The sequence below is a fragment of the Rhodobacter capsulatus genome (genome assembly GCF_052363175.1).
GTDB classification, from domain to species: domain Bacteria; phylum Pseudomonadota; class Alphaproteobacteria; order Rhodobacterales; family Rhodobacteraceae; genus Rhodobacter; species Rhodobacter capsulatus_D.
In genome coordinates this window covers 3,649,770-3,662,459 of the sequence record NZ_CP198946.1, presented here as the reverse complement: position 1 = coordinate 3,662,459, position 12,690 = coordinate 3,649,770, and the positions used below count along the sequence as shown (strand labels likewise).

Sequence of the window (12,690 nt, the reverse complement as noted above, 5' to 3'; positions counted from 1 at the left end):
AGCGCCAGCCCGGGATCGGGGGCGCCGTCGGATCAGGCGGTTGCGGGAGGAGCGCGGCTGGCGTGGGCGTGATCGCGCCTTGCGGCCAGCGGATGCACCGCAGCGGGGGCAGGGGGATCGAAGGCAAAGACACGCGCCGCAGGGCGCAGCGTGATCTCGGCTTCGGGCAGAAGGCAATGGGCGGTCAGATGGCAGACGGGGCATTCCCCGGCCTGCATCTGCGGGCTGCCGCCGCTGTCATGACAGAGCGCCGCGACCGAGCCGCCCGAGGCGACATAGTTTTGCAGCGCGGTTTCCGCCGCCGTCGGCATGCGATGCGCGAATCCGACGAACAGCATCGCGATCGTCAGGGTGGCGATCACGAAGCCGCGGAGGTCGTGAGAGAAACGGCGCATCATGTGGCGCAGATGACAGAAACGTTATCGTGCCGCAATCCCGATTGCGACGGACCGCCGCAGACCGGTTTGCGTCCTGTCACATTTCGGCGGGCGTCTTGCGCATCGAGTTGATCAGATGGCGCACCAGTTTCGAGCCGGTTGCATGCAGCGGAAAGGCCCGCCCCGAGCGGTGCCATTCGCCGATCAACCCGTTGAACATCACCATCTGCGCCACCGCCGCCTCCTGCGGGGTCAGCGCATCGCTCAGATAGCCCTCGGCATGGGCGCGTTCCATAAGCCGCAGCAGCAGTCGGTAGATTTCGGCATTCTTTGATTCGCGCCATTGCTCGGTGCCGTCGTTCGGCGTCCCCGAGATCAGAATCAGATGCAGCCGCTGCTGCACCGGATCGGATTCGATCGTCTGAAGATATTCAGACCCGGTGACTTCCAGCACGTCAAGCGGATCATCGGGCAATTCGCCCGCAGCGGCGGTCTCGATCCGGCACAGCTGCGGGTCTTCGTAGCGCTCGTAGATTGCGCTCAGGACATCGGTCTTGTCCTTGAAATGCCAATAGATTGCGCCCCGCGTCGCCCCCGCCTCGCGGGCGATCTGCTCCAGCGTCGTCTGTGCGATGCCGCGCGTGCAGAACAGACGTTCCGCCGCGTCGAGAATGTTCTGTCGCGTCTGTTCCGCATCAGCCTTGCTGCGCCGCATCCGTGCCGCCTCCCCGGTGGGCCTGGCCCCCGATTTGCCCGCCTTGTTTCGCCTCGCGCGATTTTGGTCAAGCGCCCTATCTGCCTCTTTACAAACATACGCGCATGTATGTAAATGCCCTTCCAACGATCCGGCCTGTCGGATCAAGGCACGAAGGACAAGAGCATGATGCGGATCGGGCGGCGGGGTTTTCTTCTGGGGGCGACGGCGGCGCTCGCCGGTTGCGCGCAGGTCAGTTACGAGGCCCCCGCGGCCAAGGTTCCGGCGGACTTCGATGCCGCCGCGCCGGGGCGCGCCGCGCAGGGGCCGTGGTGGTCGGCCTTCCGCGACAAGACGCTGGATCAGCTGATCGCGGCGGGGCGGGCGCGCAACCTTGACGTGCTGCAGGCGGTGGCGGCGATCGAGGCGGCCCGGGCCACCGCCGCGGCCACCGGAGCGGCCGATGTGCCGCAGCTGTCCGGTACGGTCACCGGCACGCGCGGCAACACCACCGGCACCGGGGTGCGCGAGGTCAGTTCGGGCGCGCTGGCGGTGGGCTGGACGGCCGATCTCTTCGGGGCGAACCGTGCCAATCGCGCGGCGGCCTCGGCGCGGCTCGATGCGGCCTATGCCTCGGCCGATGTTGCGCGGCTGGTGATGGAAGGCGCGATCGCGCAGGCCTATGCGGATCTGCGCTATCAGCAGGCCTCGATCGCGCTGACCCGCAAATCTCTGGAGAGCCGCCGTAAGAGCCTCGAGTTGACGCGGGCGCAGGTCGACAGCGGCACAGCCGGGCGGCTCGAGCTGTTGCAGGCCGAGCAGCTGGTGGCCGAGGGCGAGGCGCAGCTGCCGGGCTATGAGACCGGCTTCGATCAGGCGCTGGTGACACTGGCGACGCTGACCGCGCAGCCGGTCGCGGCCTTGCGTCCGCAGTTGACGCGTGGAGCGGGGCAACCCCGTCCGCGTTACAAGGCCAGCGTCGGCGTGCCGGCCGATGTGCTGCGCGCGCGTCCCGACGTGCGTCTGGCCGAGCGCAATTATGCCGCCGCGGTCTATGATATCGGCGTGGCCAAGGCGGCCTTCTATCCGTCGGTCACGCTTTCGGGCTCGATCACGCCAACGCATGTGCGCGATGCGAACACGATCCGGTATTGGGCGGTCGGCCCGTCGATCAACTTGCCCATCTTCACCGGCGGCGCCAACCGCGCGAACCTGCGCGGCGCCGAGGCGCGGGCGCTCGAAGCGAAGCTGGCTTGGGAGAAGGCCGTGCTGACCGCGATCGACGAGGTTGAAAGTGCGCTGGCCGCCTATAACCGTGACGGGCGCAATATCGCGGCGCAGGCGCATCTGGTCGAGACCAGCGCTGGAACTCTGGAGCTGTCGCGTACCAATTACAGCTTGGGCGAGGGCGACTTCATGACCGTCCTCGATGCCGAGCGCAGCTATCTGTCCGCACAGCAAAGCCAGGCCGCGGCCGAACGGCAGCGCGCGGTCGATTTCATAACCCTGAGTGTTGCCGCCGCGGGCGGTATCCGCTGATCCCCCTCCTTCCAGACAGGTTTCTCATGTCGTTTCACAAAACCCTCGGGCTGCTCCTTCTGCTTCTGCCCCTGCCTGTTCTTGCGCAGGAACAGCCGCAGGGGCCATCGCCGGTTACTGTTCTTGTCGCCCATGCAAAGGATGTGCCGCTGACCGCGCGTCTGCCCGGCCGGATCAAGGCCTCGACCGAGGCAGAGGTGCGCCCGCAGGTCTCGGGCATCCTGCGCGGGCGGCTGTTCGAGGAGGGCACCCCGGTGACCGAAGGGCAGCCGCTCTACAAGATCGAGGATGACAGCTATCAGGCTGCCGTTGCGGCAGCGAAGGCCGCGGTGGCGCAGGCCAAGGCTTCACGCGATCTGGCGGTACTGGAGGAAAAGCGGGCGCTTGAGCTTTTTGCTTCCAATGCCGGTTCGGCACAAAACCGCGATTCCGCGGTGGCAACGCGGGCCGCCGCCGATGCGGCGGTGCAGGCGGCCGAGGCGCAGCTGGAAAGCGCGACGATCGAGCTGGACCGCACGACGATCCGCGCCCCCATCGCCGGGGTGATCGGGTTGACGCAGGCCACGACCGGCGCGCTGGTCGCGGCAAGCCAGACGACGCCCCTGACGACGATCCGGGCGCTCGATCCGGTCTATGTCGATGTCACGCAGTCGGCGACCGACATCCTGCGCCTGACCTCGACCCCCGAAGGGCGCGCGATGCGGGCCGTGGGCGAGGCGGGGCTGATCCTCGCCGATGGCTCGGTCTATCCTATGAAAGGCCGTTTGCAGGCCGCCGAACCGCGCGTCGAGCCGACGACCGGGATGGTGACGCTGCGGATGAGTTTCCCGAACCCCGATCACATCCTTCTGCCCGGCATGTATGTCGAGGTGGACCTGCCGCAAGCACTGGCGAAGAATGCCTTTGCCCTGCCGCAGAACGTGGTGATGCGCGAGCCTTCCGGCGGCGCCTATGTCTGGGTCGTCGAAGCGGGCAAGGTGGCGCAAAAGCCGGTGACGGTGGCCACCTCTTCGGGGGCGGACTGGATCGTGACCTCTGGGCTGGCGGAGGGTGATCAGGTGATCACCTCGGGCTTCCAGAAGACCGGGCCGGGGGCGCCGGTGGCCGTCGTTCCGGCGGAGGCGCAGTAACATGGCGCGTTTCTTCATTGACCGGCCGATCTTCGCCTGGGTCATCGCGCTGGTGATCATGGGGTTGGGGGCGCTCTCGATCCTGCGCCTTCCGGTGTCGCAATATCCCTCGATCGCCTCGCCCGCCGTGGTGATTTCCGCGGCCTATCCCGGCGCTTCGGCGGAGACCGTCACCGATACCGTGGTGCAGGTGATCGAGAAGCAGATGACCGGCCTAGACGGGCTGCGCTACCTCAAATCCGACACCACCGCGACCGGGCGGGCAACGATCACCCTGACCTTCGCGCTGGGCACCGATCCCGACATCGCGCAGGTGCAGGTGCAGAACAAGCTGGCGCAGGCGCAGGCGAGCCTGCCCGAAGCCGTCACCCGGCAAGGCGTCACGGTCGAGAAATCGACGACCGGCTTCCTGATGGTGGCGGCCCTGATTTCGCCCGACAAGTCGCGGTCTTCGGTCGAGCTTTCGGACTACATGAACGCCTCGATGGTCGAAAGCTTCTCGCGGCTCAAGGGCGTTGGGGCGGTTACGGTCTTTGGCTCGGAACATGCGATGCGGATCTGGCTCGATCCGCGCAAGCTCAAGGCCTATGACATGTCCCCGGCTGCGGTGATCGCCGCCGTGAAGGGACAGAACGCGCAGATTTCGGCCGGCTCTTTTGGTGCGCTGCCCGCGCCGGAAGGACAGCTTCTGAACGCCACGATCACCGCGCAATCGCTGTTGACCACGCCCGAGGATTTCGAGCGCATCGTCCTGCGTGCCGATACCGATGGCGGGCTGGTGCTGTTGCGCGATGTGGCGCGGGTCGAACTGGGCGCCGAAAGCTACGATATCGACGCGTTTTACAACGGCACGCCCTCCGCCGGGATGGCCATTCAGTTGGCGTCGGGGGCGAATGCGCTCGATACGGCCAAACTGGTCAAGGACCGGCTGGCGGAAATGGCGCCCTATCTGCCGAAGGGGATGGATTACGTCATCCCCTACGACACGACGCCCTTCGTGACGCTGTCGATCGAGGAGGTGATCAAGACCCTCTTCGAAGCGATCGTGCTGGTCGTCATCGTGATGCTCGTCTTCCTGCACAATCTGCGCGCGACGCTTATTCCGACGCTGGCGGTGCCGGTGGTGCTTCTGGGCACCTTTGGCGTGATGGCGGCCTTCGGCTTCTCGATCAACACGCTGACGATGCTCGCCATGGTTCTGGCCATCGGGCTGCTGGTCGATGACGCCATCGTCGTCGTCGAGAACGTCGAGCGGATCATGGCCGAGGAACACCTGTCCCCGCGCGAGGCCACCCGCAAGTCAATGGGGGAAATCTCGGGCGCGCTGGTCGGCATCGCTTTGGTGCTTTCGGCTGTCTTTGTGCCGATGGCCTTCTTCGGCGGCTCCACGGGCGAGATCTACAAGCAGTTCTCGGTCACCATCGTCTCGGCCATGACGCTTTCGGTTCTGGTGGCGCTTGTCTTTACACCTGCGCTTTGCGCCACGATCCTGAAACCCCATGCCGAGGCCAAGGGCGGTTTCGCGAACTGGTTCGGCGGCCATTTCGAGACCCGCTTCGGGCGGCTGACCAATGGCTATGGTGGCATCACCCGCTGGGTGGTGGCGAACCCGGTCAAGGGGCTTGTCGTCTATGCTTGTCTGGTGGCCGCGATGGGGGCGCTTTATCTGCGCACGCCGACCGCCTTCCTGCCCGACGAAGATCAAGGTGTGCTGATGACGCTGGTGCAAACCCCTTCGGGCAGCACTGCGGCGGAAACCAAAAAGGTCGTCGAGCAGGTCGAGGGCTACTGGCGCACGGCGGAAAAGGACAATGTCGAGGCTTTGTTCTCGGTTGTCGGCTTCTCCTTCGCCGGGCAGGGCCAGAACATGGCGATGATGTTCATCAAGCTGAAGGACTGGGACCAACGCCCCGGGCCGCAGAATGGTGCGCAGGCGATCGCGGGCCGGGCTTTCGGGCCGCTGATGGGCGGCATCAAGGAAGCGATCGTCATTCCGATCGTGCCGCCGCCGGTGCTGGAACTGGGCAACTCGAACGGCTTCACCGCCTTCCTGCAGGCGCGCTCAGGCCAGACGCACGAAGAGCTTCTGGCGGCGCGCAACCAGCTTCTGGGCATGGCCGGGCAAAGCGGAAAACTGATGGCCGTGCGTCCGAACGGGGTTGAGGATGCGGCACAGTTCCGGCTGGATATCGACTGGGCCAAGGCCGGGGCCGTTGGCCTGACGGCGGCGGATGTGGGCGATTTCCTTTCGACGATCTGGTCTTCGGCCTATGTGAACGACTTCCTGAACGAGGGCCGCGTCAAACGCGTCTATGTGCAGGGCGAGCCTTGGGCGCGCTCGACGCCCACCGATTTCGCGCTCTGGCGGGTGCCGAATGCGAATGGCGATTTCGTTTCGTTGTCTACCTTCGCCACCGAGAAATGGGTCTACGGGCCGCAGCAGATCGTGCGCTATGACGCGCTGCCCGCAATGGAGATCCAGGGCTCGCCGGTGCCGGGTCTGTCCTCTGGTGCAGCCCTGACCGAAATGGAGAGCCTTGCCGCGCAACTTCCGCCCGGCTTCGCGCTGCAATGGTCGGGCCTGTCGCTGGAGGAGAAAGAGGCGGGCAACGGCGCGATGGCACTTTATGCGCTTTCGTTGGCCGCGGTCTTCCTGTGCCTTGCGGCGCTTTACGAAAGCTGGGTGATCCCGATTGCGGTCATTCTGGCGATGCCTGTGGGCATCATCGGGGCGCTGGTGGGCGCGTGGCTCGGCGGTCAGGCGAACGGGGTCTATTTCCAGGTCGGTCTGCTGACCGTCGTGGGTCTGACCGGCAAGAACGGCATCATGATCGTCGAATTCGCTCGCGAGCGGATGCGGAACCTTGGCGAGGATGCGCTGACCGCCGCGGTCGAGGCCGCCCGGCTGCGCTTCCGCCCGATCCTGATGACCTCGCTCGCCTTCACGCTTGGCGTCGTGCCGCTGCTTCTGTCAACGGGGGCAGGCGCGGGGGCGCGCGAAGCGATCGGTTACACGACGCTGTTCGGCACGCTGTCGGGCACCGGGTTGGCGATCTTCTTCGTGCCGCTCTTCTTCCGACTGACGAATGCGCTGTTCTCCCGGCGCAAGGCGGGGGCCGCCTGACCCCTCCGCCGCGGCGGTCGACATCGGCGACGGCGACGTGCTAAGCCCGGCTCGGGCGCACGGTTCGCCGTCGCCCTTTTCATTTCGGGGGGCTGCATGATCGAGAACCGCTTCAAACGGGCTTTGGGAACCGGGCGCTGTCAGATCGGGCTTTGGACGACGCTTTCGACCAGCTTCGCGCTCGAGGTCGTCGCGGGCGCGGGCTATGACTGGCTTTGCCTTGATACCGAACACAGCCCCGGGGATCCGCTGACGATCCTGCCGCAGCTGCAATGCCTTGGCGGTTACCCCGAAGTTTCGGCCTGGGTTCGCCCTGCGGTCAATGACACCGCGCTGATCAAGCGGATGCTGGATGCCGGGGCGCAGACGCTGCTCATTCCGATGGTGAACAGCGTGGCCGAGGCGCAGGCCGCCGTGGCCGCGACCCGCTACCCGCCCGAGGGCGTGCGCGGCGTGTCGGGTCTGACGCGGGCGACGCGGTTTGGCCGGATCGAGAATTACATGGCGACTTGCGCCGAAGAGCTTTGCGTGATCGCGCAGATCGAGACCGTCGCGGCGCTCGACGCCCTTGAAGACATTGCCGCTGTGCCGGGGATCGATGCGCTGTTCGTCGGGCCTGCGGATCTGTCGGCCTCGCTCGGCTTTGGCGACAATCAGGCTCATCCCGAGGCGCGGGCGAAGGTGCTCGACACCCTCAAGCGCATTCAGGCGGCGGGCAAGCCTGCGGGCATCCTGACCACCGATCCGGTGATGCAGAAGATGGCGCTGGAGATCGGCGTCGATTTTCTGGGGATCGGCATCGATGCGGGGCTGCTCGCTCGCGCGGCAGAGACGCTGCGGCAAGGCATCGCGCGGCTCTGAGGCCAGTGCTCACGTGGTTGCGATGGGGGCGTGTCGAGTAGGCCTTGACCTTCGCGCGGCAAAGGTGAACCATTTGGTTCAGACTCGATACGGAGATCCGCGATGTCGCTGCCGTCTGTCCCTGCCTTGTCCCTTGCCGTGCTTGCCGCGCTCTGCGCCCCGGTTCAGGCGCAATCGCCCTTTGCCGGGCTTTTGGCGCGGATCGAGGGGGCGGGAGATCAGACCGGCGTGACCGCCTCGAACGGGCGGCTTGAGGCGCAAAGTATCGATGTGGCCGGAAAATATGCCGGGCGTCTTACCGAGGTCTCGGCTGCCGAGGGGCAGATGGTCGAGGCGGGCGCGGTGCTGGCGCGGCTGGATGATCGCGACGCACAGGCGAAATTGCTGGCGGCCGAGGCTTCCGTGCTGCAAGCGCAAGCGGCAAAGGCCGAGGCGGAAGCGGCGGTGATGCAGGCGCAAAGCGCGCTCGATGTGGCCACGACCAACCGCGACCGGGTGACGACGCTGCATGGCGAGGGCCACGCGGCACAGGCGCAGCTCGATGATGCGGTGAATGCGGCCACGGCAGCGGCGGCCTCGCTCGCTTCGGCGCGGGCGCAGGTGCAAAACGCCACCGCGTTGATCGCCGCGGCCGAAGCCAGCCGGGAACAGGCGAAGATCGCGCTTGACGATCTGGTGATCCGGGCGCCGATCCGGGGTCGGGTGCTCTATCGGCTGCACGAACCGGGCGAGGTGATCGCGGCGGGCACGCCCGTCGTGACGCTGCTGGACCTGACCGATGTCTACATGGTGCTTTACCTGCCGGCCTCGGTCGTCGGCACTTTGGCGTTGAATGACGAGGCGCGGCTGGTACTGGACCCGGTGCCGCAATATGTCGTGCCCGCGCGGGTCAGTTTCGTCGCCCCGCAGGCGCAATTCACCCCGAAATCGGTCGAAACCAGCACCGAGCGCGCCGATCTGGTGTTCCGCGTCAAGCTGGCGATCCCGCGCGATCTGCTGTTGCGCTTTGCCGACAGCGTGAAGGTCGGCGTGCGCGGCATCGGGTTCGTGCGCGCGACGCCCGACACACCCTGGCCCGCCGATCTGGCGGTGAAGCTGCCCGAGTAGGCCGATGCAGCCGGTGGCCCGCCTCAGCGAGGTTTCCCATCGCTACGGCGCGGTGACGGCGCTTGACGCGGTGAGTCTTGAGATCCCCGCGGGGGTGATGGCCGGGCTGATCGGGCCGGATGGTGTCGGCAAGTCGAGCTTGCTTGCGCTGGTGGCCGGGGTGCGGCGGGGGCAGGGCGGCACCGTCGAGGTTCTGGGCGGCGCGATGTCCGAGCGGCGACACCGCGCCGCGCTGGCCCCGCGCATCGCCTATATGCCGCAGGGTCTGGGGCGGAACCTCTATCCAACGTTGACAGTGACCGAGAACCTGCAGTTCTTCGGGCGTCTCTTCGGTCAGGGTGCGGCCGAACGGGCCGAGCGCATCGCGATGCTGCTCGACGCCACCGGCCTTGCGCCTTTTCCCGATCGTCCGGCAGGCAAGCTGTCGGGCGGGATGAAACAGAAGCTCGGCCTGTGCGCCGCGCTGATCCATGACCCGGACCTGCTGATCCTCGATGAGCCCACGACCGGCGTCGATCCCTTGTCGCGGCGGCAGTTCTGGGAATTGATCGCCCGCGTCCGTGCCTCCCGCCCCGGCATGAGCGTGCTGACCGCAACAGCTTACATGGAAGAGGCCGACCGTTTCGACTGGATCGCCGCGATGGACGCGGGCCGGGTCATTGCCACCGGCAGCCCAGCCGATCTGCGTGCCCGCACCGGGGCGGCGAGCCTTGAAGAGGCTTTCGTCGCGCTTTTGCCCGAGGCTGTCCGCGCCGGTCATGCCGCCGTGCCGGTGTTGCCGCGGCGCGAAACCGGCGGCCGCATCGCTATCGAGGCCGAGGGGCTGGTGAAACGCTTCGGCGCCTTTACCGCGGTCGATCACGTCGGCTTTTCGATCCCCGAGGGCGAGATCTTCGGCTTTCTGGGCTCGAACGGCTGCGGCAAGACCACGACGATGAAGATGCTGACCGGGCTTCTGGACCCGACCGAAGGCACGACGAAGCTTTTCGGCCGCGAGCTGGGGCGCGCGGACATGACGGCGCGGCTCGGCATCGGCTACATGTCGCAGGCGTTTTCGCTTTATGGCGAATTGTCGGTGCGGCAAAACCTGATCCTGCATGCGCGGCTTTACGGCGTGCCGCCCGAGCGGCGGCAGGCCCGCGTGGCCGAGGTGATGGCCGAATTCGATCTGGCCGAGGTGGCCGAGGCGATGCCCGAAAGCCTGCCTCTGGGCATCCGGCAGCGGCTGCAACTGGCCGTGGCGATGATCCATGAACCGCCGATCCTGATTTTGGACGAACCCACCTCGGGCGTCGATCCGGTGGCGCGCGACGGGTTCTGGGCGGTGCTGATGCGGCTGTCGCGCGAAAAGGGGGTGACGATCTTCATCTCGACCCATTTCATGAACGAGGCGGCGCGCTGCGACCGCATCTCGCTCATGCATGCGGGCCGGGTGCTGGAGGTGGGCACGCCCGCGGAAATCGTCGCGCGGCGCGGCGCGGACAGTCTGGAGGCCGCCTTCATTGCTGTGCTGGAGGCCGAGAGCGACACCGATGAGGCCACGCCCGAGGCCCGGATGCCAGCGCCGGTCGCGGCCCCGAAGGGCAGGGGGCTGGCCGCGCTGACGCGGCTTTACGCCTATTCCTGGCGCGAGACGCTGGAACTGGCCCGCGATCCGATCCGGCTGTTCTTCGCGCTGCTCGGCCCCGTCATCCTGATGCTGGCGATGGGGTTCGGGATTTCCTTCGACGTCGACCGGCTGTCTTTCGCGGTGATGGATCAGGATCAAAGCGCCGAAAGCCGCCGCCTGACCGAGGGCTTCACCGCGATCCCGCAATTTGCCGAAACCGCCCCCTTTGCCAGCCCTACCGAGTTGCAGGGCCGGATGGGGCTGGGGGGCGTGACGCTGGCGCTTGATATCCCCGAGGGGTTCGGGCGCGATCTGCACCGCGGCGACGTGCCTGAAATCGGCTTGACCTTTGATGGCGCGATGCCGTTTCGCGCCCAGACCGCGCAGGGCTATGCCTTGGGCGTGCTGCAGGATTTCAGTGACAAGCTCGCGGCCGAGGAGGGGATCGGACAGACGAGCAAGGTCGGCTTTGAAACCCGCTACCTGTTCAATCAGGCCTTCGAGAGCGCGAATGCGATGGTGCCCTCGGTGCTGATGCTGATCCTGATGCTGGTGCCTGCGGTGATGGCGGCAGTCAGTGTGGTGCGGGAAAAGGAAACCGGCACGATCGCGAATTTCCAGTCTACTCCGGTCAGCCGGGTCGAGTTTCTGGTGGGCAAGCAACTGCCTTATCTGGCTCTGGCATGGCTCAGTTTCTGGGTGCTCATCACGCTTGGGGTGACGGTCTTTGCCGTGCCGCTGTCGGGCAGCCTGACCGCGCTGGCCTTTGCCGCGCTCGTCTATGTGACGGCCACGACGGGCTTTGGCCAGCTGATCTCGGCCTTCACCCGCACGCAGGTGGCGGCGGTCTTTGCCACCGCCGTCGTTGCGATCATCCCCACGGTGAACTTTTCCGGGCTGGTGGTGCCGGTGTCGTCGCTGGGCGAAGGCGGGCGGATCTTCGGTCTGGCCTTCCCCGGCGCGTGGTTCCAGCCGGTTTCGGTGGGCGCGTTCCTCAAGGGCTTCGGCTGGCCCGAGGCGCTTTCGGCCGCCGCCGTGCTTGGCCTGTTCGCCCTTGGCTATCTGGCGCTGGCGATCCTTTCCCTTCCGAAGCAGGAGCGGTGAATGCGCAGTCTTCGCAACATCCTGTGGCTGACCGGCAAGGAATTGCGGGCGATCCGCGGCGACCGGGTGATGCTGGTGCTGATCGCCTATGTCTTCACGCTGGCGGTCTGGTTGGTGTCGGATGCCGCCAGCACCGAGGTCGATCATCTGGCCACCGCCGTGGTGGACGAGGACCGCAGCCAGCTGTCCGCCCGGCTGACCGATGCGATCCGTCCGCCCCTATTTGCCGAGCCGGTGCCGATGACCGCCGGGCAGGCTGCCGCCGCCCAACGCGCGGGCGAGGCGATCCTGGTGCTGACGATCCCGCCGGATTTCGAGCGCGACCTGCATGCGGGCCGCGCGACGACGCTGCAGATCCTTGTCGATGCGACGGCGGTGGCGCAGGCGGGCAATGGCGCCAGTTTCCTGCGCCAGACGCTGGCGCAGGAACTGTCTGCCGCGCTGACACCCGGCGCCGCCAGCGCCGATCCGGTCACCGTGGTCTTTCGCAATGCCTTCAACCCGAACCTGACCTCAAGCTGGTTCAGCGCGGTGATGCAGCTGATGAACAACGTCACCATCCTGATGCTGATCCTGTCGGGCGCCTCGATGATCCGCGAGCGCGAGCATGGCACGATTGAACATGTGCTGGTGATGCCCGTGCGCCCGCACGAGATCGTTGCCGCGAAGATCCTCGCCTCGGGGGCAGTAATCCTTTTGGCCTCGCTCTTCAGCCTTGTCGTGGTGGTCGAGGGGGCGATGGGCGTGCCGGTGGCGGGCTCGCTTGCGCTTTATGCCGGGGGGGCGGCGATCTATGTGGTGGCGGTGGCCAGCCTTGGGCTGTTGCTGGCCTCCTTCACCCGGACGATGGGGCAATTCGGACTGCTGGTCATTCCGGTGATCGTGCTGATGATCCTTTTGTCCGGGGGGATGACGCCGCTCGAATCGATGCCCGGCTGGCTGCAGGTGACGATGCGGACGGTCTCGCCTGCGACGCATTTCGTGATCTTTGCGCAGGCGGTGCTCTATCGCGGCGCGGGGCTGACGCTCGTCTGGCCGGAACTGGCGATGATGGCGGGCATGGCGGCGGTGGCGGTGACGATCGTTCTGGCGCGGTTTCGCAAGGTTCTGGCGGGCTAGAGGATTGATCGGGCAAACCGATCCTT

Annotated in this window: 9 protein-coding genes; 7 read left to right on the top strand and 2 right to left on the bottom strand. The window is 66.5% G+C overall.

Annotation, left to right across the window (positions count from 1 at the left end; genetic code table 11):
• Positions 1 to 32: 32 nt before the first annotated feature.
• Positions 33 to 395, bottom strand: a complete 363-nt coding sequence (locus tag ACTTAI_RS18910; protein WP_444453043.1) for a DUF2946 family protein — start codon at positions 393 to 395, stop codon at positions 33 to 35.
• 79 nt (positions 396 to 474) lie between these two features.
• Positions 475 to 1,092, bottom strand: coding sequence for a TetR family transcriptional regulator (locus ACTTAI_RS18905; protein WP_444453041.1), 618 nt, complete (start codon positions 1,090 to 1,092; stop codon positions 475 to 477).
• Positions 1,093 to 1,257: 165 nt separating this feature from the next.
• Here ACTTAI_RS18905 and ACTTAI_RS18900 point away from each other — a divergent pair, with 165 nt between their 5' ends.
• From ACTTAI_RS18900 to ACTTAI_RS18870, 7 genes are all read left to right on the top strand, one after another.
• Positions 1,258 to 2,610: an efflux transporter outer membrane subunit gene (locus tag ACTTAI_RS18900; protein ID WP_444453039.1), complete on the top strand. Its 1,353-nt coding sequence runs from the start codon at positions 1,258 to 1,260 to the stop codon at positions 2,608 to 2,610.
• Between the two features lie 26 nt (positions 2,611 to 2,636).
• On the top strand, positions 2,637 to 3,740 hold the full coding sequence (locus tag ACTTAI_RS18895; RefSeq protein WP_444453037.1) for an efflux RND transporter periplasmic adaptor subunit: 1,104 nt from the start codon (positions 2,637 to 2,639) through the stop codon (positions 3,738 to 3,740).
• A 1-nt stretch (position 3,741) separates the two neighbouring features.
• A complete protein-coding gene (locus tag ACTTAI_RS18890) occupies positions 3,742 to 6,864 on the top strand; it encodes an efflux RND transporter permease subunit (RefSeq protein WP_444453035.1) in 3,123 nt (1,040 codons plus the stop codon).
• 96 nt (positions 6,865 to 6,960) lie between these two features.
• Positions 6,961 to 7,725, top strand: a complete 765-nt coding sequence (locus ACTTAI_RS18885) for an HpcH/HpaI aldolase family protein (RefSeq protein ID WP_444453033.1) — start codon at positions 6,961 to 6,963, stop codon at positions 7,723 to 7,725.
• A gap of 102 nt (positions 7,726 to 7,827) precedes the next feature.
• Positions 7,828 to 8,832, top strand: a complete 1,005-nt coding sequence (locus ACTTAI_RS18880; RefSeq protein WP_444453031.1) for an HlyD family secretion protein — start codon at positions 7,828 to 7,830, stop codon at positions 8,830 to 8,832.
• 4 nt (positions 8,833 to 8,836) lie between these two features.
• Positions 8,837 to 11,545: a ribosome-associated ATPase/putative transporter RbbA gene (gene rbbA, locus ACTTAI_RS18875; protein ID WP_444453030.1), complete on the top strand. Its 2,709-nt coding sequence runs from the start codon at positions 8,837 to 8,839 to the stop codon at positions 11,543 to 11,545.
• Complete coding sequence (locus ACTTAI_RS18870; RefSeq protein ID WP_444453029.1) at positions 11,546 to 12,664, top strand: ABC transporter permease; 1,119 nt, start codon at positions 11,546 to 11,548, stop codon at positions 12,662 to 12,664.
• The last annotated feature ends 26 nt before the right edge of the window (positions 12,665 to 12,690 follow it).

Excerpts from the sequence above, each read along its gene's own strand:
- ACTTAI_RS18910 (WP_444453043.1), bottom strand. The coding sequence starts at position 395 with ATGCGCCGTTTCTCTCACGACCTCCGCGGCTTCGTGATCGCCACCCTG.
- ACTTAI_RS18905 (WP_444453041.1), bottom strand. The coding sequence starts at position 1,092 with ATGCGGCGCAGCAAGGCTGATGCGGAACAGACGCGACAGAACATTCTC.
- ACTTAI_RS18900 (WP_444453039.1), top strand. The coding sequence starts at position 1,258 with ATGATGCGGATCGGGCGGCGGGGTTTTCTTCTGGGGGCGACGGCGGCG.
- ACTTAI_RS18895 (WP_444453037.1), top strand. The coding sequence starts at position 2,637 with ATGTCGTTTCACAAAACCCTCGGGCTGCTCCTTCTGCTTCTGCCCCTG.
- ACTTAI_RS18890 (WP_444453035.1), top strand. The coding sequence starts at position 3,742 with ATGGCGCGTTTCTTCATTGACCGGCCGATCTTCGCCTGGGTCATCGCG.
- ACTTAI_RS18885 (WP_444453033.1), top strand. The coding sequence starts at position 6,961 with ATGATCGAGAACCGCTTCAAACGGGCTTTGGGAACCGGGCGCTGTCAG.
- ACTTAI_RS18880 (WP_444453031.1), top strand. The coding sequence starts at position 7,828 with ATGTCGCTGCCGTCTGTCCCTGCCTTGTCCCTTGCCGTGCTTGCCGCG.
- rbbA (WP_444453030.1), top strand. The coding sequence starts at position 8,837 with ATGCAGCCGGTGGCCCGCCTCAGCGAGGTTTCCCATCGCTACGGCGCG.
- ACTTAI_RS18870 (WP_444453029.1), top strand. The coding sequence starts at position 11,546 with ATGCGCAGTCTTCGCAACATCCTGTGGCTGACCGGCAAGGAATTGCGG.